We start from the raw sequence: 23,882 nt of genomic DNA, 5'->3' as shown, positions 1-23,882 counted from the left end.
TAGGCTAAAAGTGATTGCAAAATTATATAATTGATAAAATTACTTTTTACATGGTCTAATCTCTATACATTACTATTTTTTATTCGGATATTTGTTGTTGAAATCTTATTTTTCAATAGTAAAAAATGATAGATAATACTACTTTAAACACATTACACAATTCACTTTCTGGTGATGTTCTTTTTGACGATTTACACAAAACTTTATACGCAACAGATGCTTCTGTATATCGTAAAATTCCTTTAGCTGTTGCTTTTCCAAAGGATGAAAAAGACATTATTACTTTAATTGATTTTGCTACAAAAAATAACATCACCTTAATACCTAGAACAGCAGGAACCTCTTTAGCAGGCCAATGTGTTGGAGAAGGAATTGTAGTAGATGTTTCTAAGCATTTTACAGAAATTATTTCTTTTGATGAAAAAGCAAAAACAATTACACTTCAACCAGGAATTGTAAGAGATTCTTTAAATGTGTATTTAAAACCTTATAAATTATTTTTTGGCCCAAATACATCAACATCTAACAGGTGTATGATTGGTGGAATGGTTGGTAACAATTCCTCTGGAAGTACTTCTATAAAATATGGTGTTACACGTGATAAAGTATTAAGTATTGATGCTATTTTAAGTGATGGTAGCAAAGCAACTTTCAACGAAATTTCTTCAGAAGAATTTATTAAAAAAACAAAAGAAGAAACACAAGAAGGAAAAATTTATAAAGCCATTTTTGATGAACTTTCTTTAGCTGAAAATCAGCAAGAAATTAAAAACGAATTTCCCAAAGAAACTATTCACAGAAGATGTACAGGTTATGCTGTAGATGAGTTTTTAACTTCAGATTTATTTGGAGGAACAAAACCTACTATAAATGTAGCAAAACTACTTTCTGGAAGTGAAGGAACACTGGCTTTTTCTACTGCAATTACTTTACAATTAGATGCTATTCCTCCTAAAGAAAGTATTATGGTTTGTACTCATTTTACGAGTATAAACGAAAGTTTAAAAGCAACTTTAATTTCTATGAATCACAATTTATATAATTGTGAATTAATGGATAAAACAATTCTAGATTGTACTAAAAATCATCCAGATTTAGCAAAAAACAGGTTCTTTTTACAAGGAGATCCAGAAGCAGTTTTAATGTTAGAAGTTTCTGCTGCAACTATAGAACAAGCAGAAATTTATGCAGATAATTTAATTGCAGATTTAGAAAAAAACAATTTTGGGTATCATCATCCAAAAGTTTATGGTGCAGATATTGCAAAAGTGCATTATTTAAGAAAAGCTGGTTTAGGTGCTTTGGCAAATATTGTGGGAGATAAAAAAGCGGTTGCTTGTATTGAAGATACAGCAGTTGCTTTAGAAGATTTACCAAATTATATAGAAGAGTTTACCAAAATAATGGATAAATATCAGCAAAATGCTGTGTATTATGCACATGCTGGAGCTGGAGAATTACATTTACGTCCGATTTTAAATATCAAGAAAAAAGAAGACGTCGTTTTATTTAGAAAAATTACGACTGAGACTGCAGAATTAGTCAAAAAATATAAAGGTTCGTTTTCTGGAGAACATGGAGATGGAATTGTGCGTGCAGAATTTATTCCTTTAATGATTGGTGATAAAAATTATCAATTATTAAGAAGAATAAAAAAAGCATTTGATCCGAATAACGTGTTTAATCAAGGAAAAATAACAGATGCTTTTGCAATGGATGAAAGCTTACGTTATGAAGTTGATAGAGAAGAACCTCTTATTAAAACGATACAAGATTTTTCTGAAAGTGAAGGGATTTTAAAACTCGCAGAAAAATGTAATGGTTCTGGAGATTGTAGAAAACCTGTTGAAGCTGGAGGAACTTTGTGTCCAAGTTATAGAGCTACAAAAGACGAAAAAGATACCACAAGAGCAAGAGCAAATACATTGCGAGATGTTCTAACAAACAATACTGCAGCAAATAAGTTTGATTCTAAAGAATTAAAACAAGTTTTAGACCTTTGTTTAAGCTGTAAAGCATGTGCAACAGAATGTCCTAGTAATGTTGATATTGCTAGTTTAAAAGCTGAGTTTTTATATCAATATCAAGAAACAAATGGCTATTCTTTTAGAAGTAAAATGTTTGCAAACAATGCTAAATACAATAAACTAGGAAGCATTGCACCTTCTATCACGAACTTTATTACAAATACAAACTTTTCTAAAAAAATGTTAGGTGTTGCAGTAGAAAGAACGGTTCCTAAATTAGCAAAACAAACTTTAAGTAGTTGGTTAAAGAAACATAAATCAACACCTTCTAAAAAAGCAGTTTATTTATTTAATGATGAGTTTACCAACTTTTATGATGCAGAAATAGGAAAAGATGCATTTATTTTATTAGAAAAATTAGGTTACGAAATTAAAAATGTGAAACATGATGAAAGTGGAAGAAGTCATATTTCTAAAGGATTTTTAAAAGAAGCAAAAGCAATTAGTAACAATAATGTATCTATTTTTAAAGATTTAATTACAGATGAAACTCCATTAATTGGTATAGAGCCATCAGCAATTTTAACTTTTAGAGATGAATACATTCGTTTAGCTGATGATAAATCTTCCGCAGAAAAAATAGCAAAAAACAGTTTTACATTTGAAGAATTTTTATCAAAAGAATTAGAAAAAGGAAACATCGATACCACATTATTTACTGAAGAATCTAAAACATTAAAAGTTCATGGTCATTGTCATCAAAAGGCTTTAACAGGAACTCATGCTAGTTTTCAGGTTTTAAATATTCCTAAAAATTATACGGTAACTATTATGAATACTGGTTGTTGTGGAATGGCAGGTTCTTTTGGTTATGAAAAAGAACATTATAAAGTTTCTATGCAAGTTGGTGAAGATACATTGTTTCCAAAAGTTAGAAACTGTAGTGAAGATACAGAAATTGCAGCTGCAGGAACAAGTTGTAGACATCAAATTTTTGATGGAACAAAACGTGTTGCAAAACACCCTATTACATTATTAAAAGAGGCACTTTTGTAGTAATTATCTAGAATAAATTCTTAAAAAAAACTATCGTCTACTTAAAAACGATAGTTTTTTTATGTAGAATAATTCTATTTTTCTATTACTCCTTCTTCTGTTAGTAAGGCAAAAAACTTATTTAAATTAGGAAGAATTATAATTTTTGTTCTTCTATTTTTAGCCCTATTTTCATTACTTGTATTAGGGTATAAAGGCATTGTATCTCCTCTACCAGAAGCAATTAACCTACTTCCTTCTATATCAAATTTATTTTGAAGAAGCCTAACAATAGAAGTCGCTCTTTTTACACTTAAATCCCAATTGTCTTTTACACTTTCATTTTTAATAGTTTTAGAATCTGCATGACCTTCAATCATAACATCTATACTTGGTTCTGATTGTATAATATCTGCTAATTTGGTAATTAACTTTAAGGCACTATTTTTAACTTGATAACTTCCAGAATTAAAAAGTAATTTATCCGAAACAGAAATCATTACTACAGTTTCTTCAATATTTATATTGATATCTTCAGAATCTTTAAATTCTGATTTACCCAAAGCTTTTCTAACTACATTATAAGAAACTGCTAAATTTAAAGAATCCTTTAATGTCTTAGCATTGGCTAGTTTTTTAGGGTCCATTTTTGCTAATGTTTTATTCATTAAAGTTCTAGTTTGTTCAGAAACTACAGCTTTACCATCAACAAAATCTAGCTTTAATTTATTCTCTCTTTCTAAAGTAATATTATCTCCTCTTAAAGAATTTATCTTATCATTATAAATTTGAACTCTTTTGTCAATTTTTGCAAACTTAAGTTTGATATCATTTAAACTCGTTTTGGTATCTGAATATTTAGTTTCTAATGCTGCATACTTCTTTTTAGAGACACATGAAGTGGATATCAAAATAATTATTGATAATGGATATATTAAATTTTTCATAGTTGGTTTTTAGTTACCTCAATATTACGTAATTAAAGTTTTTTATCCAATAAAAGGATTATAAAATAATATCTTTTTATTCTTTTATCAGAAAAAGTTTATTTATAAATAATAATGATAAATGGAATCATTTATCATCTACAAGTTTTATATTTATGGCATAAAATCTTTAGGCTTTAGAAAAAGTATATCAAAATTATGAGTAAAAAAGGCAAATATATAGCTGATGAAAATCGCTATGAGAAAATGAATTATAGAAGAACAGGAAACAGTGGTTTATTACTCCCTGAACTTTCTTTAGGTTTATGGCACAATTTCGGAGCAAAAGACAATTTTAAAAATGCTAGAAATCTTTTAAAATGTGCTTTTGACAATGGAATTACCCATTTTGATTTGGCTAATAATTATGGACCACCTCCAGGTTCTGCAGAAAAAAACTTTGGTAAAATATTAAAGAAAGATTTTAAATCTTATAGAGATGAATTAATTATTTCAACTAAAGCTGGTTATGGAATGTGGCCTGGACCTTATGGAGATTGGGGTTCTAAAAAGTTTTTAGTAGCTAGTTTAGATCAAAGTTTACAAAGAATGGGATTGGATTATGTAGATGTTTTTTATCATCACAGACCAGATAATGATACGCCTTTAGAGGAAACAATGGGCACTTTAGATTTAATGGTAAGACAAGGAAAAGCATTGTATGTTGGTCTTTCTAATTACAAACCAGAAAGAGCAAAAGAAGCTTTTAAAATTTTAAAAGATTTAGGAACACCTTGTTTAATTCATCAACCAAGATATAGTTTGTTTGATCGTTGGATTGAAGATGGATTGTTAGATTTGTTAGGGAAATCTGGTGTTGGTGCTATTTGTTTTTCTCCTTTAGCACAAGGAATGTTAACTGACAAATACCTAAATGGTTTACCTAAAGATTCTAGAGCAGTAAAAAACAGCCCGTTTTTAAATACGGATACCGTATTAGAAATGCTACCAAAAATTAAAGAATTAAATGAAATTGCTAAAAATAGAAACCAAAATTTAGCACAAATGGCAATTTCTTGGATTTTAAAAGATGATAGAATTACTTCTGTCTTAATTGGAGCCAGTAAAACATCACAAATTTTAGATAGCATAAAAGCTACTGAAAATACTGTATTTTCTGAAGATGAATTAGAAAATATTAATGCTATTTTGAAATAAGAAACTGAAATTATAAAAAGTAACAGAAAAAGACAAAGATCCTTTAAATAAACTGAAATTCATTCCGCTTTTTTAAGGTTTTTTTTAATATTAAAACTAAACAAATCATTATTTCTAAAGTTAGCAAACAAGTTTAGCCCTGATTGCAGTGGCATCCTTTTTTATTTATGTTCGGGTGAATTTTGAAGAATGAAAAATTTGTATCGAGAACAGAAATAAAAAAGATATAACGAAAAGCAGGAAATAGCTTCAAAAAAATTCCTAAATTATTTAAAAAACTCATTTAAGAATGATATTTTCACTAATCTTCAGAATCTGGAATCGTTTTACGTTCTTTAAACTTACGAGTTCCTTCGTACAATTCGTACTTTACAAACTTACAGTTTAAATCACCATTTTTAAGGGCAATTCTTTTAGAAGTTCTTAATCCTACAAATTTTAATGCATCTGTATCTGAAGTGATTAACCAAGCTGTAGAACCTGGGTAATTGTGTTTTAAAGTATCACCAATTTTCTTATAAAATTCTTCTGTATCTATGTTTAAACGCTCGCCATAAGGTGGATTAAACAAAATGGTAGTGTTTCCAAAAACTTCTTTTTTAGAGTTAAAAAAGTTGACATGATGCACGCCAATAAACTCATCTAGATTTGCATTTTCGATATTTGCTTGTGCTTTTTGTACAGCAGAAGGTGCTTTATCAAACCCCATTATTTTAAAATGAGAAGAACGAATTTTCTTTAATAATGAATCTTGAATTGTAAAATACAAATCTTCATCGTAATCTTTCCAGTTTTCGAAAGCAAACAATTTTCTGTTGATATTTGCAGGAATATTGTTAGCAATCATTGCTGCCTCTATTAAAATTGTACCAGAACCACACATAGGATCGATGAAATTTTCATCGCCTGTATAACCAGACAATAAAACCATACCAGCAGCTAAAACTTCGTTTATTGGCGCAATATTAGTTGCTGTTCTATAGCCTCTTTTATGCAAAGAATCTCCAGAAGAATCTAAAGAAACGGTTAGCCAATCTTTATGAATATGAATGTGAACTTTTAAATCTGGATAATCTAAATCTACATTGGGTCTTTTACTATATTTATGACGAAAATAATCGGCAATTGCATCTTTAGATTTTAATGAAATATAATGTGAATTAGAAGTAAAATTCTTAGAGTTTACCACAGCGCCTATTGCAAAAGTACCTTCAGTTTCTAGATAGTTTTCCCATTTTATTTTCTGAATTGCTTCGTACAAATCTTCTTCATCGTAAATTTTACAAACTTTTATTGGTTTTAAAATTCTTACAGCAGTTCTTAAAGCAATATTTGCTTTGTACATAAAACCAGTGTCACCTCTAAAAGTAACGCTTCTTATACCTTCTTTAACATCTTGTGCGCCAAGTTGCTTCAATTCGTTTGCCAACACGCCTTCTAAACCGAAAAGTGTTGTTGCTGTCATTTTAAAATCTTTGTTCATACTCATAAAATTGATTGCAAAAATACATTTTATTAATAGGATAAATAGTAATTAAATTTTTCATTTTTAGAAACGTAAGATTTAGTTACTTTTACAGACTGAAAGAACTTATGAAAACAAAAGATTGGTTTACAGATTGGTTTAATACTCCTTATTATCACACACTGTATAAAGAAAGAAATGATGATGAAGCACAATTGTTTATGAAGAATATTACTTCTTTTTTAAACTTGCCAAAATCAACACATATTTTAGATTTACCTTGTGGAAAAGGGCGTCATTCTGTATTTTTAAACTCCTTGGGCTACAAAGTTACCGGTGGAGATTTAGCTGCCAATAGTATTAAATCTGCTAAAAAATTTGAAAATCACACTTTAAAGTTTAAAGTGCATGACATGCGTGAACCATTTAATAATAAATACGACGCTATTTTTAACTTGTTTACTAGTTTTGGTTATTTTGAAGATGATAAAGAAGATATTTTAATTCTTCAAAACATAAAAAATGGATTAAATAAAGATGGTTTTTTTGTTTTCGATTTTTTAAATGCTGAAAAAGTAAAACTAAATTTAGTAACTAAAGAGACCAAAACTGTTGATGCCATTACTTTTAACATTAAAAGAGAAATTAAAGATGGTTTTATCTTAAAGCATATATCTTTTTTTACTGATGGAAAAAATCATTGTTATACAGAGAAAGTAAAGTATTTAGATTTAGAAAAAATGACTTCTTTCTTTAAAAAAGTTGGTTTTACAATTACAAAAGTTTTTGGCAATTACAATTTAGATAATTTTGATTCCAAAACTTCAGATAGATTAATTATTATTGCAAAATGAGTTATATTCTTTTAATAGCATCTGTTTTAATTGGTTCACTATTGGTTTTTATTTTAAATCCTAATAATAAAGTTGTACGTTTATTATTAGCTTTTAGTGGCGCTTATTTATTATCAGTTACAATTTTACATTTATTGCCAGATGTTTATTCTGAAACTACAGATTATAAAAAAATCGGAATTTTTATTTTAGTCGGGATAATTATACAATCTGTTTTAGAATCTTTTTCTAAAGGAGCAGAACATGGACATATTCATATTCTTTCTGATGGAAAAGAATTTCCAACTTTGTTATTTGTAAGTTTATGTTTACACGCCTTTTCTGAAGGTTTACCAATTCATAATGCTGATGATAACTTATTGTGGGCTATTATTGTTCATAAAATACCTATTGCTGTGGTTTTAACTACTTTTTTAATTCAGACTAAATACTCAAAAAAAATAACCTTTATTTTTTTAATTGTATTTGCTTTTATGAGTCCTTTAGGAGTTTTTATCGGTGATAAAATATCTTTTTTTACCACTTACGCTACAGAGATTACAGCATTAATTATAGGGGTTTTCTTACATATTTCTACCATTATTCTTTTTGAAAGTACTGAAAACCATAAATTTAACCTACAGAAATTTATTGCTATTCTTTTAGGTGTTTTATTAACCATTTTTACTTTATAGTTTTTTTCTTATTTTTAGTGATATAAATATACCTACTTGTAGGTATATAAATACTTACCAAATTTTGGATATTTGAAATATATTAATCAACCAAAAACAAGCTAACAATGAAAGAACAAATTAAAGAAAAAATTATACCACCTATTATTTTGTTTCTTATTGCTTTTATTATGATGTTTTTTATTGGTAATATAATTTTTAATTTAACAGCTGATGATAATGAGTTAGAAACTAAAATTTGGTTTTTAAGAGTTATTGTTTCCTTATGTGCAAGTGCTATAAGTGTTATTATTCCAGGAGCTGTTAATATTGGCAAACAAGGAACTTTTAAAACTCTTGCAGAAGAAAAACCTGCTATTACTGCATCTGGTGCAATTGCTGTTTTTGTTTTAGTATATTTGTTTAATCCTTTGATGTAAATTTGTTATGACAGAATTAGAAGCTTCAGAATTAATGACTATTATTCAAGATCAATTCATTTATAACTTTAGAAATGTTAAAGGTCTTAATTATTTAGCTGTAAAAAATGAAATAGATAATAACTTTGTTTTTGAATTAGGTTACAAAGAAAGTGAAATTAATAAAATTGAGTTACTCAAAATTAAAACCTTTATTTACACAGAATTACAAAACCAAATAAGAATACTTGATCTTCCTTCCATTAGGAAAGAATTGTATAAACAAGAAATTAAAACCTTAAAAATAAATGAAGAACCTTCTCAATCTAGTTTTAGATATAGTTGTGAAAACGTTAAAGATGTTAGACAAAGACAATCTTTAAGAATATATAATAATAAAGATGGTTTTAAACTTGGAACACTTGGTGGAATTTTAACAATTAATGCGAAAAAAAATTATTTTTTAATCACTAACCATCATGTAATTGCAGGGAAATGTTCTAAGCTGAATGATGATATTTTAAATGCTGCTGATGAAAAAATTGGAAATCTTTACTGGAGTGAATTCGGAGGTAATTATAAATATGGTGGTGAATACGATATTGCTTTAGCTAGAATTACCAATAAAAAGTATAATCCTAAAAACTTAGGATTTCATTACAAAAAACCAATAAAAACTACTTTTGAGATTAATGAAGTTTTAACTATTGGAGGGAAGTCAGGTAAAAAATGCGGTTTCCTATATTCAAGTAAGGCTATTGTGAAAATTGATGGAAATGATTGGTATAAAAATCAAATATTACTTGAGAATCTAGAACTAACAGATGGAGATTCTGGGTCAGTAATAACAGACAAAAATAAAAGCGTATTGGGCTTATACATGGGAAAGAATAATAAATTAAAAATAGCTAATAATTTATATAATCTATTTGACAATAAAATCATTACAACAACCCAAGGTAAATTTAAATTAGAATTATTTCATTAACACTAAAAACTATTATTTATGAGCATTAGAAAAATTGATAAGAAAAAACAAATTCAAACTTTAGAAATTTTTTCTCAAATAAAGAATGGACAAGAATTACTACTTGTTGCTACTTTTAAAATTAATATTTCAAATCATAAAGTTGATGAAATTGAGATTAAAGTTTTAAATGAACTTAACAATACTTATAAACTAGTAAGTGCCATTGAATACTGTGGTAAAGAATTTAAAAATAAGACAGTATTTCACTTTTTAGTTAATCTACAAAAAGTAGGTCTAAATCCAGTACATGAAAAAGTTGTAATTACACCAACAAAATTGAAGATAGATTCTGGACAGTTAATATTATCTTCTTTTAATTTCTATGATGATAAAACTGATGAAGAAACTGATTGTAAATATGACCCATTTAATAGTAACAGTTATAACCCAGAAACTGTTGATGGCGATATAATACTTGGAAATCCATAAAATAATTGAATATAAATTACATCACAAAATTTATTCTCATATCAGCAATTTTTTTAGTTGCTGATATTTGTATTTCGCAAAACACAAGTTTTAAAGATGTTTTAAAAAGTTTTAAAACAAATGATTATGAGAATATTAATAAAAATTTAAAAAAAATTGATACAAGTTCAATATCAAAATATGATAAGGCTACTTGGTTGTTTTATGATGCAGATTACAATTTTAGAATAGACAAACACCACAAAGCTTATGAGAGTATTATAAAATCTAAGAAACTATTTTACTCTATACAAAAATTTGATGATGCTATTGATTGTAATATTTTATTACTTGCGATTTTAGGTCATCAAAATAATTTAAACATTAACACAGAAGCTATTATCAGTGAAACTGAAAAATATGCTAAAGAAAAAAAGGATTCAACAGCTTTAAGAAATGTTTATAGGAGAATTGCCACTAAATATATTCATTTAGGAAATGGAGAAAAAGCAATAGAATATTTTAAAAAAATAATTCCAATTGCACTAAAACAAAAAGACAGTATACGTATTGGTTATTGTTATGATAATATAGGTACAGCTTTTAAACACACAAAACCAATAAGAATAGATTCATCAATTTATTACAAAAAAAAAGCAACTGCATTTTACATTAAATATAAAGATTATATAAGTTTAGCTTATAATTATAATAATCAAGGTGAATATTATAAACAGACTAGAAATTATAATCTTGCGCTTAAATATTATAAGAAGGCAGATTCAATAACTTTATCAAAGCATGTTGCAAAAAGTAAATTAATTTTTTACCAAAACATTGCAGGTACTTATGATAAACTAAATGATTACAAAAACGAAACTAAATATCTAAAAAAAATAGCCAATTTAAAAGATAGCATTAATGATACCAAGCAAAATATTGCCATTTCTGATATTAAAGAAAAATATGATAATGAAAAATTAAGAGCAGACAATCTAGCGATAGAAGCCAAAAGAATAAAAAACAAAAACTTCTTAATTGGCTCTCTCCTATTCATTTTGTTGGCTGGAACAATCGGTGTTTTATCACTTAAAAACTCCAAAAGAAAAAGAAAACTAGCAGAACAAGAAAAAGAGTTAGAAACTCAAAAAAATCTTAACCTTTTAAAAGAACAAGAATTGACTACAATAAATGCAATGGTAGATGGTCAAGAAAAAGAGCGCAAACGTATTGCAGAAGATTTACATGATAATTTAGGTTCTGTTTTAGCTACTTTAAAACTGCATTTTGAAAACCTTAAAATAAATAGAGAAAAGAAAAAGATAAACCAAGAAACACTATTTGATAAAACAGAAGGTTTGATTGATGAAGCGTATTTAAAAGTAAGAAGTATTGCACATGCTAAAAATGCTGGTGTTATTGCAAATCAAGGTTTATTAACTGCTATAAAAATGATGGCAGAAAAAATATCTTCTGCCGATAAAATTAAAATTGAAGTTATAGATTTTGGTTTAGATAAAAGGCTTGAAAACAGTTTAGAAATTACTGTTTTTAGAATTATACAAGAATTAATTACCAATACTCTAAAACATGCAGAGGCAAAAAATGCTACTATCAATATTTCTTTATATGATAAAAACCTAAATATTATAATTGAAGATGATGGAAAAGGTTTTGATATAAATAAAGTAAATCTTAAAAACGGAATGGGAATCAGTTCTATAAAAACACGAGTTAACCATTTAGGAGGTACTTTTAATGTAGATTCTACAAAAGGAAAAGGAAGTTCTATAATTATTGACCTTCCTATTTTATAACTCCTTATTTATAGGTATTATTTTTTATTTGTTAAATCTGTATTTTTATAAAAAAAATAAACTATGATTACAATTATAATGGCAGAAGATCATCAAATGTTAATAGATGGAGTAAAATCTTTCTTTGAATATGATGATGAAATTAATATTATTGGTACTGTAAATAACGGAGAAGAATTAGTGAAATTGGTTTCATTAAAACAACCCAAACTTGTTATTACAGACATCAGAATGCCAAAAATGGACGGAATTCAAGCTACTAGAATTATAAAGAAAAAATTTCCCCATATTCATGTTTTAGCAATGACAATGTTTGATCAACCAGATGCAATAAAACAAATGTTAGATGCTGGTGCAACTGGTTATATTTTAAAAAATTCTGGAATCAAAATGCTATCAAAAGCAATTATAACAGTTGCTAAAGGTGAAACTTTTTTTGACCCAAATGTTGCATTCAATTTTATGAATAGTTACATAGACGATAACGTTACTATTGGAAAAACAGAAAAAGTAGTTTTATCAAATAGAGAAAAAGAAATTCTTCATTTAATTGCAAACGGAAAAACTTCCAAAGAAATAGCTGAAAATTTATTTATTGCTAAAACAACTGTTGATACTCATAGAAAAAATATGATTCGTAAATTGAATTTATCTTCTGGAAATGAATTGGTTAAATATGCTATTGATAAGAAATATCAATTTTAATTTGCAACTTCATTGATAAATTTAATACGCATTAAACGTAATTCTTCTTCATCATAATCTCCATCAAATTCGTCTAAAGCATCTTGAATTTTATCAGAATCAGCATCCATAAAGTAATCATGTATTTCTTCTTGCTGATCTTCATCCAATAAATCATCTAATGAATAATTGATATTTAATTTAGTCCCAGAAAAAATAATCATTTCCATTTCCTTTATCAATTCACTCATTTTTAACCCTTTAGATTTAGCAATATCTTCTAAAGGTAATTTTTTATCAGTATTCTGAATGATAAATAACTTTAATCCAGAATTAGTTCCTGTACTTTTTACAATTAGATCATCTGGTCTTAAAATATCATTTTCATCTACATAGGCTGAAATAAGTTTGATAAATTCTTTACCAAATTTTCTTGCTTTACCTTCACCTACTCCATGTACTGTAGATAATTCTGCTAAAGTTATTGGATATTTCAAAGCCATATCATCTATCGATGGATCTTGAAAAACTGCAAATGGAGGAACACCTTGTTTATGTGCAACTTTTTTACGCAAATCTTTTAGTATATGCACCAACTTTTCATCAGCAACTGCTCCAGAAGATTTAGAATTTGTAATAATAGAATTATCATCCTCTTCATTATAAGTATGGTCTTCTGTCATCATAAAAGAATAAGGCTTATTAATAAACTCTTCTCCTTTTTCTGTCAATTTAACAACACCATATAGTTCTATCTCTTTCTTTATCAGATGAATTACTAAAACCTGTCTAATTAGAGCCATCCAATACAATGCAGATTTATCTTTACCAATACCAAAAAATGGTTGTAAATGTGTTTTATGAGATGTTAAAAGTGCATTTTCTTTACCCACTAAAGTATTAACAATCTCTTTTGCTTTATATTTTTGAAGCGTATCTTTTACAACTTTTAATAAAGTAATAACATCTTCTTTTGCTTCATGTTTTTTCTTTGGATTTCTTGAGTTATCATCCATGTCTGCACCTTCTCCATTTTCAACATCAAACTCTTCGCCAAAATAATGCAATAAGTATTTTCTTCTATTCATAGAAGTTTCAGCATAACCAACAACTTCTTGTAATAATGCGTGACCAATTTCTTGTTCAGCAACTGGCTTACTTGCCATAAATTTTTCTAACTTTTCTATGTCTTTATAAGCATAAAAAGCCAAACAGTATCCTTCTCCATCATCACGTCCTGCTCTACCAGTTTCTTGGTAATAACTTTCTAAACTTTTTGGAATATCATGATGAATTACAAAACGAACATCTGGTTTGTCAATTCCCATTCCAAATGCAATTGTAGCAACAACTACATCACAATCTTCCATCAAAAACATATCTTGATGTTTTACTCTAGTTTTTGCGTCTAAACCTGCATGGTAAGGAACTGCTTTGATTCCATTTACTTGTAAAACTTGGGCAACTTCTTCCACTTTTTTACGACTTAAGCAGTAGATTATTCCAGATTTACCCATTCTTTGCTTTACAAAACGAATAATATCTTTTTGTACATCTGCTGTTTTTGGTCGTACTTCATAAAATAAATTAGGTCTATTAAAAGATGCCTTAAATCTATTTGCATCTAGAATTCCTAAAGTTTTTAAAATATCTTCTTGTACTTTTTCTGTTGCAGTTGCAGTTAAACAGATAACAGGCACATTGTCAATTGCTTTAATAATGTGTTTTAAATTTCTGTATTCTGGTCTAAAATCATGCCCCCATTCAGAAATACAATGCGCTTCATCAATTGCTACAAAAGAAATTTTTTGAGTTCTTAAAAAAGTAACATACTCTTCTTTTATTAAAGATTCTGGTGCTACATATAAAAGTTTTGTAATTCCGTTAGTAATATCTTCTTTAACCTGAGCAACCTCTGTCTTATTTAAAGATGAATTTAAAACATGAGCTACTCCATTGTTTTCAGAAATACCTCTAATAGCATCTACTTGATTTTTCATCAAAGCAATTAAAGGAGAAACTACAATTGCAGTTCCTTCTGCCATTAAAGCTGGTAATTGATAACAAAGTGATTTTCCTCCACCAGTTGGCATTATTACAAAAGTATTATTATTCTCAACTATACTTTTAATCACTTGCTCTTGTAATCCTTTAAATTTATTAAATCCAAAGAATTTTTTAAGAGGACTGTATAAATCCATTTATATAAAATATTCGTTTAACTTTAAAAACAACTCACAAACATACTATAATATTTGTTCTAACTATTATTTATAGTAAATTTGCTCGTTTCTTAATCTAAAGATATAACTTTTTTTTATTCTGATAAAATACCAAACTATTGAAAAAGACAAACTCAATTATTAAAACCGCTAAAGAAACTATACTAGTAGAAAGTAATGCTATTGCTAATTTAGCTAATTTAATTGATGCTGACTTCGAAGAAGCAGTTAAATTTATTTTAAATTCTAACGGAAGAGTAATTGTAACTGGTATTGGTAAAAGTGCAAATATTGCTACAAAAATTGTTGCTACATTTAATTCTACAGGAACTCCTGCTATATTTATGCATGCTGCAGATGCAATTCATGGAGATTTAGGAAACGTACAAAAAGACGATGTTGTTATTTGTATTTCTAAAAGTGGAAATACTCCAGAAATTAAAGTATTAGTTCCGTTAATTAAAAATTATGGCAATAAAATAGTTGCAATTACTGGAAATGTAGACTCTTATTTAGGAGAACATGCAGATTTTACATTAAATGCTTTTGTAGAAAAAGAGGCTTGTCCTAATAATTTAGCTCCAACAACGAGCACAACTGCTCAATTAGTTTTGGGAGATGCTTTAGCTGTCTGCTTATTAGATTTAAGAGGGTTTACGAGTAAAGATTTTGCAAAATATCATCCTGGAGGAGCTTTAGGAAAACGTTTATATTTAAGAGTTTCTGATTTAGTAGAAAAAAATGAAGTGCCAAGAGTAAATGAAACAGATAGTATTGCTAAAGTAATTGTTGAAATTTCAGAAAAAAGACTAGGAGTTACTGCAGTAATGAAAGATGATAAATTGGCAGGAATTATTACTGATGGAGATATTAGAAGAATGCTTTCTAAAACAACAGAAATAACTCAATTTACTGCAAAAGATATTATGGGAAAAAACCCAAAAACTATTTCTGAAGAAGCTATGGCTATAGATGCCTTAAATACAATGGAAAACAACAGTATTACACAAATGTTAGTTGTTGATAATAAAAACAATTATGTTGGTGTTGTACATTTACATGATTTAATTAAAGAAGGAATTTTCTAATGGCAGAAAAACAGAAAGAAATGTCCTTTTTAGGTCATTTAGAAGAATTAAGATGGCATTTAGTTAGAAGTGCATCAGCAATTTTTATTTTAGCAATAGGCTTTTTTGTGTATGCAGAACAAGTTTATGATAATTTCCTATTAGCTCATATTAAACCAGATTTTATCACTTATCAACTATTTTGTGATTTTTTTAATTTATTGGGTATGGATAGTGATTTTTGTAATGTAACTTTTGCTGATAAAAAGTTACAGAGCATAAAAGTTACCTCGCAATTAATGAATTCTATTTGGTCTTCATTAATATTAGGAATAATTTGTTCTTTCCCTTACTTACTTTGGGAAATTTGGAGGTTTGTTGCTCCAGGTTTAACTAAAAATGAAGTGAAAAAATCTAAAGGATTTATTTTTACAGCATCCTTATTATTTTTTATAGGTTTAGCATTCAGTTTTTATGTAATTGCACCTATATCTGTACATTTCTTATATAATTATCAGATTTCTGAAAGCATTGTAAATAGCTTTACACTACAATCTCACATAGGACTAATTACCAACATGCTACTTGGAGTTTCAGTATTGTTTGAATTACCTGTACTAATTTATTTTTTAACAAAAATTGGATTAGTAACTCCAGAATTTTTAAAAAAATATAGAAAACACGCTTTGGTAGTTGTATTAATTTTAGCAGCTATTATTACACCACCAGATATTGCTAGTCAAGTAATTGTAGCAATTCCAATACTTATTTTATATGAAATAGGTATTAAGGTTTCGAAAAGAGTTATTAAAAAACAACAAAAAGATGCACAAAAAAGTCCAAGAGTTTAATGACTATCGTCAGAAAATGAACGATAAAATTTTAGATTCTGACAATAAAGTAATAAAAAGAATCTTCAATTTAGACACAAACGCTTTTAAAGAAGGTCATCTACCTGTAAAAACAAAAGAGCTTCTAGGTTTAGTGGCATCGGCAGTTTTAAGATGTGATGATTGTGTGCAATATCATTTAGAATCTGCACACAAATTAGGTGTTAGTAAAGAAGAAATGATGGAAACTATGTCTATAGCTACTTTAATTGGAGGTACAATTATGATTCCTCATTTAAGAAGAGCTGTTGAATATTGGGAAGCTTTAGAAGAAAGTAATTTATAATATATTTAAGATTTCAACCTCAATCATTTACTATATTTGATTTATGATTTTAAGAGCAGAAAATATTGAAAAAATCTACGGAAGTAGAAAAGTTGTAACAGGAATTTCTTTAGAAGTTCAACAAGGTGAAATTATTGGACTTTTAGGTCCAAATGGAGCTGGAAAAACAACTTCTTTCTACATGATTGTTGGAATGATAAAACCTAATGCTGGTAAAATTTTCTTAAATGATGAAGAAATTACGGAAGATGCCATGTACAAACGTGCGCAAAAAGGTATTGGATATTTAGCACAAGAAGCATCTGTTTTTAGAAAACTTTCTGTTGAAGATAATATTATGTCTGTTTTACAATTTACAGACTTAACTAAAAAACAACAAAAAGATAAATTAGAATCTCTTATTGAAGAATTTAATATTGGTCATGTTCGTAAAAACAGAGGAGATTTATTATCTGGTGGAGAAAGACGTAGAACAGAAATTGCTCGTTGTTTAGCTTCTGACCCAAATTTTATTTTATTAGATGAACCTTTTGCAGGTGTAGATCCTATTGCTGTTGAAGATATACAAAGTATTGTTGCGCAATTAAAGAATAAAAATATTGGTATTTTAATTACAGATCATGATGTACAAGCTACTTTAGCGATTACAGATAAAACGTATTTAATGTATCAAGGCAGTATTCTAAAAAGCGGAACACCAGAAGAATTAGCGGCAGATGAAATGGTTAGAAAAGTATATTTAGGTAAAGATTTCGAATTAAAGAAAAAGAAAGTTTTTTAATTTTTAAAATTACCAATATGCCAAAGAATTCCTGATGGATCATGTAAAAAGAATTCTTTTCCCCAATCGTTTACAACAATTTCTGATAATCTAACTTTTGAAAATTTCTCTGTAAGTTTCTTAGACTTGAGTTCTACTAAATACTCTTCTAAATCTTCAACTTCTAAGAATAACATAGAATTATCAACCCAATCTTTTACGTATGCTTTTTGAAGATAAAAACTCAGTTTTTCATCAATTTTAAAAAGAGACATGTTTTCTGATAAAACTACTTCAGAAAAACCCATTATTTTGTAAAAACTTCTTGATTCTTGGAAGTCTTTAGCTCCAATAAAGCTTCTAACAGATTTAAATTTCGGATTTTTTTCCATCGTTTGAAATAATAGATAAAACTACATAAATAATGATTATCAAAGGTATTGAAATATAATGCAAGAAAATAATCATCAATAAAGAAGTAACTAAAAACAAATACTTCATTAAATTATTTTTTACTGAATACTCTTTAAACTTTAATGAAAACAAAGGGATTTCTGCATTCATTAAATAGGTTAAAAGTATTGTTATGGCTATTAAAAAATAATTATTTGTAATTAAGTTTTGTACAAATTCAATATTAGAATATTCTTGAATTAAAGGTAAAGAAATAACAAATAAACTCATTGCTGGCGTTGGCAAACCTATAAAAGAATCAGACTGCCTAGTATCAATATTAAATTTTGCCAATCTGTAACAAGCTCCGAGAGTTAATAATAAACCTAAAATTTGAATAGGTTCAAATTGAAACCCACTCCAACTCATAAACTCAGTACTTTCAGAAAAAGAACCAAATTTATTATTTGTTGACAATAAATTGAACATAATAATTCCTGGCACAACACCACTTGTAACCATATCTGCTAAAGAATCTAATTGTTTTCCTAATTCACCTGTAACGTTTAGTAAACGTGCAGCAAATCCATCAAAAAAATCAAATAAAATTCCAATAACTACAAATAAACCTGCTAAAACAAAATTACCTTCTACAGCAAGAATAGTGGCAATTGTACCACAGAAAAGATTACCAAGTGTTATTAAATTTGGAATGTGTTTTTTAATATTCATTTTTTGATTGATTGAAAAGCTAAAATAAGAAATCAATTTATAGTGGTTTTCATTATTCTTTATTTTTTCATCATATTTGTAAGAAAAGAAATTCTATGCCAGTTTTCACTTCAGACTACTCTCCTACTTTGCCTTTTAAAAATGGTCATTTTAATACGATGTATAGACCTCTTTTTATGAAAGATATTTGTAGTTATTTACGAAAAAGAGTAACTACTTGGGATCATGATTTTATAGATTTAGATTTTTCTTTAGTTGGTTCTAAAACCTTGGTATTATTGATTCATGGTTTAGAAGGAAGTTCAGAATCTAAATATATGGCTTCAACTTCTAAACACCTAAATAAAAAAGGTTTAGATACCGTTTGTTTTAATTTAAGAAGCTGTTCTGGTGATGATAATTTACTTTTAGGAACTTATCATAGTGGAAAAACAGAAGATGTTGATTTTGTTGTAAACTATCTTTTAGACAATTATGAATACGAAAACTTAATCATTGTTGGTTTTAGTTTAGGAGGAAATTTAACATTAAAATATATAGGTGAGCAATCAGAAAAAATATCTCCAAAAATAAAAGGAGGAGTTGCTGTTTCTGTTCCTATCGATATTACTTCTGCTGAAAAAGAAATGGATAAACTCAAAAACAAATTATATCTAGAAGTATTTTTTAAAACAATAAAAAATAAAATTTTAGAAAAAGCACATAAATTTCCAGAATTTAATTTAGATAAAACACAATTATTTAAAGCTACTAAGTTTAAACATTTAGAACATTTATATACGGTACCTGTTTTTGATTTTGAAAGTCCTGAAGATTATTGGGAAAAAGCGAGTTCTAAACCTTATTTATCTAAAATTAAAAAGCCAACTTTATTGATTAATGCAAAAGATGATTCTTTTTTATCAAAAGATTGTTTTCCTTTTGATGAAGCTTATAATTCTGACTTTTTCTTTTTTGAAGGCCCAAATTATGGTGGCCATGTTGGATTTATAACTTCTTTTAAACCAGCAGAGAACACTTGGTTAGAACATAGAATTGAACGATTTATCAGAGAAAATATTCAGATTAATCTTAAGTAAACAATATCTTTAAAAAACTACTGTTATTTTAGTATGTTTTTAGATATTTGTATTGATAATTTTCGCCTTTTGAAACACAAAATATTATTTTTTTTATTATTTACTCCTCTCTTTTTATCTGCACAAGCATTTAGAAATTATTCTAATGAATTTTTAACAATTGGTGTTGATGCTGCAGGATTAGGAATGAGCAAAAGTGTTGTTGCTACTACAAATGATGTAAATTCGATTTACTGGAACCCAGCTGGTTTAGTTGGTATAGAAGATTATCAAGGTTCTTTAATGCATGCTTCTTATTTTGCTGGAATTGCTAATTATAATCATGCCAGTTTTGCAATGCCAATTGACAAGCAAAGTGCCGTTGGAATTTCAATTATTCGTTTTGGTGTTGATGACATTTTAAATACTACAGAATTAATTGATAGCAATGGAAACATAGATTTTAACAGAATAAGTCTTTTCTCTTCTGCTGATTATGCTTTTAATATTGCTTATGCTAGAAACTTACCTTTTAAGGATATTAAGTTTGGTGTAAATGCTAAAATTGTGAGAAGAATAATTGGTGATTTTGCTTCTTCTTGGGGATTTGGTTTCGATGCAGGAATTCAATTTGAAAGAAATTCTTGGCAATTTGGATTGATGGCAAGAGATATTACAACTACTTTTAATAGTTGGGCCATAAATGAAGATGGATTTCAGAAAATAAAAGATGCAAATTGGTTTGTAGATGAAAATGGAAATCAACTATTTGTTAATGAAGTAAATGGAGAAGAAATTTTAACTTACAAAGATAATACTCCCTATTTAGATGAAAATGGAGAAGTTATTAGTCCAAATCAAGAATTACCAGAAACTACAGAAGTAACAAAACCTAAATTACAATTAGGAGTTGCAAAAACTTGGAAAATAGGACGTTTTTTTAATTTACTTACAGAAGTAAATGCAAATATGCGTTTTGCAAAAACAAACGATATTTTTGCTTCGGATGCTTTAAGTATTGATCCTGCTGCAGGTTTTCAATTAGATTTTGATAAATTGGTTTATTTAAGAGCGGGAGTTGGTAATTTTCAATACATAACAGAATACGACAACACAAAATCACTTTCTTTACAACCTAATTTTGGTGTTGGTTTTAAATACAATGGAATCAAAATTGATTATGCTTTAACCAATATTGGTAGTGTTGGTAACGCTTTATATTCAAATATTTTTTCAATTACTATTGATTATAGTTTTTTTAGACGCTAGTTTTTATGAAAAAAAAATACTTCTTTTTATTATTTTTACTTTCCATTTATGCACCATTAAAAGCTCAGGTTCAACTTTCTGTGTATTCTGAAGTAAGTATTATTACTGCAGGACCAGGAGACGAATTATATGAAGCTTTTGGGCATTCTGCAATTAGAATTAAAGACCCTATTTTAAACTTAGATTTAATTTATAACTATGGAATGTTTGATTTTAATCAACCAAATTTTTTATTAAATTTTGCAAAAGGAAACATGATTTATAGTCTAGCTCGCTACGACTTTAAATACTTTTTAGCGAGTTATAAAAGAGATAAACGTTGGGTTAAACAACAGGTTTTAAATTTAACGCAAGAAGAAAAACAAGCTTATTTTATTTTTTTAGAAAAAAATGCTTCACCAGAAAACAGAGATTACCTCTATGATCCTTACTTTGATAATTGCGCTACTAAATTAAGAGATATAACAAAATCTGTTTTAGGTAGTAAACTTTTGTTTAACGATAATCACCTAGAAAAAGAACTAACATTTAGACAATTAACAAACAATGAAATCAATTTAAATTCTTGGGGAACTTTTGGATTAAATTTAATTGCTGGTACAAAATTAGATAAAAAAGCTACTTCTGAAGAATATATGTACTTACCAGATTTTGTATATAGTGCATTTAAAAATGCAACAGTTTATATAAAAAACCAGTCAAAAAAATTAGTAAAAAGAGAGGATAACCTTTTAAATTTTGAAGAAAAACAACCTAAAAATTCATTTTTTAATCCTTTTTTAATTTTTAGTATTCTTTCTCTTATAGGAATTTATATTACTTATAAAGACTTTAAAAAGAACAAAAGAACAAGATGGTTTGATTTTATATTATTTTTTATAACTGGATTAATTGGTTGTATTCTGATATTTCTTTGGTTTTTCTCAAGTCATTCTACAGCGCCAAGTAATTTTAATGTATTGTGGGCTTTTGCACCAAACTTAATAGTTGCTTTTCTTTTAGTAAAAAAAAATCAACAAAAATGGTTACAAAATTATTTGTTTGTACTGATATTATTTTTAGTAATTATTCCAGTATTATGGTTTGCTAAAATTCAGGTTTTTCCAATAGTAGTAATTCCTTTATTGCTATTACTTTTTGTTAGATATTTCTATTTATCAAAACGATTATTGACCTCTATAAAATAAAACAGTAGTTATTGTTTTTATTAAGATTTTAAAGTCTAAAAAAGCACTTCTTTCTTTAATATAATACAAATCATAGCGCAATTTAATTTCTTGTTCTTCAATTGTATTAGCATAGGGGTAATTAACTTGTGCCCAACCTGTTAATCCAGGTCTAACAACATTTCTTATAGCATAAAAAGGAATTTTTGACTCTAAATCATGCACAAATTCTGGTCTCTCAGGTCTTGGACCAATAATACTCATTTCTCCTTTTAAAATATTATAAAATTGAGGAATTTCATCCAATCTAGTATTTCTTAAAAATTTACCGAAAGATGTAATTCTTTTATCATTTTTCACAGCCCAAACTGCTCCATTAGATTCCGCATTTTTAACCATTGATCTCAGTTTAAAAATATTGAAATTCTTACCATTTTGCCCCACTCTTTCTTGTTTATAAAATAAAGCACCTCGATTTCCAATTAAATTCCCTAAAAACAAAATTGGGATTAGCACTAATAAAATAACAAGTCCAAATATTGAAAGAATAATGTCAACTAATCGTAAACCAAATAGATATAATCTACTATTATTATTTTTACTAAAATTTAAATATTTGTAAAAATTATTCTGTAAATATTCTTTTGGAACCCTTGCTGTAACTTCTTCATAGAATGTTTCATAGCTAACGATGTTAATTCCTTGTTCGAATAATAATATCAACTCTCTATTTAATTTTTTCACCTCTATAGAGGATAAATCTTTTAAGGATACAATAACCTCCGTTACATTATTATCTTTTATTAAATCTGATATTTTATTTGTAGAAATATTATAAAAATTAGTTACACCTTTTATTTTTTTATCAGATAAATAGCAATATAAGTTATGTATGTTATCATTTTTTACTTTTAAAATTAATTTCTGAATTCTATCTGAATTACCTATAAAAATTATGTTTTTGAAATACTTTGGTGAAAATATTAACCACATGTACAAAAACCTCCAAATTATAACTGGTAAAGAAAGAATTAAAAAGAAATATGCTATCTGTAACCTGTTAGATGGTAACTCTGGAGAAATAAAAGGAGTAAAAACATAAAAAATTGTAGTGAAAAAAGCTGTTAAAGTTACACTTCTAACAACGGTATATCTATTATTTGAAATATTTAAATTATATAACTGGAATATTTCTCCAAAAATCAAATAATAAAAAATAAGTAATAAAAACCAATTTAATATTCCTTCACTTTTAAAATTAATATAATTAAAATTTATAAAAGAGTAGGTTAGGTAAAGACTAAATACAAGAATAAAAATGTCTATAATTCTTAAAAAAAATTTTCTTTCAGATAAATTAAAATAGGATGTTTTTGATGCCAAATGTTTATATTTTATCTAATTTATTGATGAATTCAAATACTTAGTTTTAATTGAAATAAATTTATGAATATCACAAATTTATAAAAAAGAATATTAACTAATAAATGATTTAAAGTTATTACTAATAATTATTTTAATTAAGTTAAAAAAAGTGTCTCAGACAGTGTTGTTAAAACAATT

Annotated in this window: 22 protein-coding genes; 16 read left to right on the top strand and 6 right to left on the bottom strand. The window is 27.2% G+C overall.

The features are described 5' to 3' along the window. The first annotated feature begins 125 nt into the window (after positions 1 to 125). On the top strand, positions 126 to 3,023 hold the full coding sequence (locus tag PHEL85_RS01505) for an FAD-binding and (Fe-S)-binding domain-containing protein (protein WP_036820137.1): 2,898 nt from the start codon (positions 126 to 128) through the stop codon (positions 3,021 to 3,023). Between the two features lie 74 nt (positions 3,024 to 3,097). On the opposite strand, the gene PHEL85_RS01500 is transcribed toward PHEL85_RS01505, so the two are convergent. Next, entirely contained in the window at positions 3,098 to 3,949 is an 852-nt protein-coding gene (locus tag PHEL85_RS01500; RefSeq protein ID WP_036820134.1) for a flagellar motor protein MotB, read from the bottom strand. 198 nt (positions 3,950 to 4,147) lie between these two features. Between PHEL85_RS01500 and PHEL85_RS01495 the strand changes: the two genes are divergently transcribed. Continuing rightward, the gene (locus tag PHEL85_RS01495; RefSeq protein WP_036820131.1) at positions 4,148 to 5,146 is read left to right on the top strand and encodes an aldo/keto reductase; all 999 of its coding nucleotides are present in this window, start codon (positions 4,148 to 4,150) and stop codon (positions 5,144 to 5,146) included. Positions 5,147 to 5,447: 301 nt separating this feature from the next. Here PHEL85_RS01495 and PHEL85_RS01490 read toward each other — a convergent pair whose 3' ends face one another. Further along, positions 5,448 to 6,629: a class I SAM-dependent RNA methyltransferase gene (locus PHEL85_RS01490; RefSeq protein ID WP_036820129.1), complete on the bottom strand. Its 1,182-nt coding sequence runs from the start codon at positions 6,627 to 6,629 to the stop codon at positions 5,448 to 5,450. Positions 6,630 to 6,739: 110 nt separating this feature from the next. On the opposite strand from PHEL85_RS01490, the gene PHEL85_RS01485 reads away from it, so the two are divergent. From PHEL85_RS01485 to PHEL85_RS01455, 7 genes are all read left to right on the top strand, one after another. Further along, entirely contained in the window at positions 6,740 to 7,465 is a 726-nt protein-coding gene (locus PHEL85_RS01485; protein ID WP_036820127.1) for a class I SAM-dependent DNA methyltransferase, read from the top strand. Then, a complete protein-coding gene (locus PHEL85_RS01480) occupies positions 7,462 to 8,139 on the top strand; it encodes a ZIP family metal transporter (RefSeq protein ID WP_036820124.1) in 678 nt (225 codons plus the stop codon). Before PHEL85_RS01485 ends, PHEL85_RS01480 begins: the two co-directional genes overlap by 4 nt. A gap of 107 nt (positions 8,140 to 8,246) precedes the next feature. Beyond that, positions 8,247 to 8,558, top strand: coding sequence for a hypothetical protein (locus PHEL85_RS01475; RefSeq protein ID WP_036820121.1), 312 nt, complete (start codon positions 8,247 to 8,249; stop codon positions 8,556 to 8,558). A gap of 7 nt (positions 8,559 to 8,565) precedes the next feature. Next, positions 8,566 to 9,525 (top strand): hypothetical protein, encoded by a 960-nt coding sequence (locus PHEL85_RS01470; protein WP_036820119.1) that lies wholly within the window; start codon positions 8,566 to 8,568, stop codon positions 9,523 to 9,525. Between the two features lie 18 nt (positions 9,526 to 9,543). Then, the gene (locus PHEL85_RS01465) at positions 9,544 to 9,996 is read left to right on the top strand and encodes a hypothetical protein (RefSeq protein ID WP_036820117.1); all 453 of its coding nucleotides are present in this window, start codon (positions 9,544 to 9,546) and stop codon (positions 9,994 to 9,996) included. A 5-nt stretch (positions 9,997 to 10,001) separates the two neighbouring features. Next, complete coding sequence (locus tag PHEL85_RS01460; RefSeq protein WP_036820115.1) at positions 10,002 to 11,792, top strand: sensor histidine kinase; 1,791 nt, start codon at positions 10,002 to 10,004, stop codon at positions 11,790 to 11,792. A gap of 63 nt (positions 11,793 to 11,855) precedes the next feature. Next, positions 11,856 to 12,497, top strand: coding sequence for a response regulator (locus tag PHEL85_RS01455; protein ID WP_036820112.1), 642 nt, complete (start codon positions 11,856 to 11,858; stop codon positions 12,495 to 12,497). Here PHEL85_RS01455 and PHEL85_RS01450 read toward each other — a convergent pair. Further along, positions 12,494 to 14,677: an ATP-dependent DNA helicase RecQ gene (locus PHEL85_RS01450; RefSeq protein ID WP_036820109.1), complete on the bottom strand. Its 2,184-nt coding sequence runs from the start codon at positions 14,675 to 14,677 to the stop codon at positions 12,494 to 12,496. The two genes, PHEL85_RS01455 and PHEL85_RS01450, sit on opposite strands and share 4 nt — an antisense overlap. Before the next feature lie 140 nt (positions 14,678 to 14,817). On the opposite strand from PHEL85_RS01450, the gene PHEL85_RS01445 reads away from it, so the two are divergent. From PHEL85_RS01445 to lptB, 4 genes are read left to right on the top strand one after another with little or no spacing between them, the layout of a single operon-like run. After that, positions 14,818 to 15,786: an SIS domain-containing protein gene (locus PHEL85_RS01445; protein WP_036820107.1), complete on the top strand. Its 969-nt coding sequence runs from the start codon at positions 14,818 to 14,820 to the stop codon at positions 15,784 to 15,786. Beyond that, complete coding sequence (tatC, locus tag PHEL85_RS01440) at positions 15,786 to 16,616, top strand: twin-arginine translocase subunit TatC (RefSeq protein WP_036820104.1); 831 nt, start codon at positions 15,786 to 15,788, stop codon at positions 16,614 to 16,616. Before PHEL85_RS01445 ends, tatC begins: the two co-directional genes overlap by 1 nt. After that, a complete protein-coding gene (locus PHEL85_RS01435) occupies positions 16,591 to 16,941 on the top strand; it encodes a carboxymuconolactone decarboxylase family protein (RefSeq protein ID WP_036820101.1) in 351 nt (116 codons plus the stop codon). The genes tatC and PHEL85_RS01435 overlap by 26 nt, the downstream gene beginning before the upstream one ends. Positions 16,942 to 16,984: 43 nt before the next feature. Continuing rightward, complete coding sequence (gene lptB, locus PHEL85_RS01430; RefSeq protein WP_036820099.1) at positions 16,985 to 17,722, top strand: LPS export ABC transporter ATP-binding protein; 738 nt, start codon at positions 16,985 to 16,987, stop codon at positions 17,720 to 17,722. Here the strand turns inward: lptB and PHEL85_RS01425 are convergent. Both PHEL85_RS01425 and PHEL85_RS01420 read right to left on the bottom strand, forming a co-directional pair. After that, positions 17,719 to 18,093: a glyoxalase gene (locus PHEL85_RS01425; protein ID WP_036820096.1), complete on the bottom strand. Its 375-nt coding sequence runs from the start codon at positions 18,091 to 18,093 to the stop codon at positions 17,719 to 17,721. The two genes, lptB and PHEL85_RS01425, sit on opposite strands and share 4 nt — an antisense overlap. Continuing rightward, entirely contained in the window at positions 18,071 to 18,826 is a 756-nt protein-coding gene (locus PHEL85_RS01420) for a CDP-alcohol phosphatidyltransferase family protein (protein ID WP_200882306.1), read from the bottom strand. Before PHEL85_RS01420 ends, PHEL85_RS01425 begins: the two co-directional genes overlap by 23 nt. 95 nt (positions 18,827 to 18,921) lie before the next feature. On the opposite strand from PHEL85_RS01420, the gene PHEL85_RS01415 reads away from it, so the two are divergent. From PHEL85_RS01415 to PHEL85_RS01405, 3 genes are all read left to right on the top strand, one after another. Beyond that, entirely contained in the window at positions 18,922 to 19,905 is a 984-nt protein-coding gene (locus PHEL85_RS01415) for a YheT family hydrolase (protein WP_036820093.1), read from the top strand. Between the two features lie 69 nt (positions 19,906 to 19,974). Beyond that, positions 19,975 to 21,153 carry a hypothetical protein gene (locus PHEL85_RS01410; RefSeq protein WP_200882305.1) on the top strand — a complete coding sequence of 393 codons (1,179 nt, stop codon included), beginning with the start codon at positions 19,975 to 19,977 and terminating at the stop codon, positions 21,151 to 21,153. A gap of 5 nt (positions 21,154 to 21,158) precedes the next feature. Continuing rightward, entirely contained in the window at positions 21,159 to 22,340 is a 1,182-nt protein-coding gene (locus PHEL85_RS01405; RefSeq protein ID WP_036820090.1) for a DUF4105 domain-containing protein, read from the top strand. On the opposite strand, the gene PHEL85_RS01400 is transcribed toward PHEL85_RS01405, so the two are convergent. Next, positions 22,320 to 23,702, bottom strand: coding sequence for a sugar transferase (locus PHEL85_RS01400; RefSeq protein WP_036820087.1), 1,383 nt, complete (start codon positions 23,700 to 23,702; stop codon positions 22,320 to 22,322). The two genes, PHEL85_RS01405 and PHEL85_RS01400, sit on opposite strands and share 21 nt — an antisense overlap. Positions 23,703 to 23,882: the final 180 nt, after the last annotated feature.

Origin of the sequence: Polaribacter sp. Hel1_85 (assembly GCF_000766795.1) — a bacterium.
Lineage (GTDB): Bacteria > Bacteroidota > Bacteroidia > Flavobacteriales > Flavobacteriaceae > Polaribacter.
Note: the sequence above shows the minus strand (reverse complement) of the source record. Positions and strands in the feature narration are given on the sequence as shown.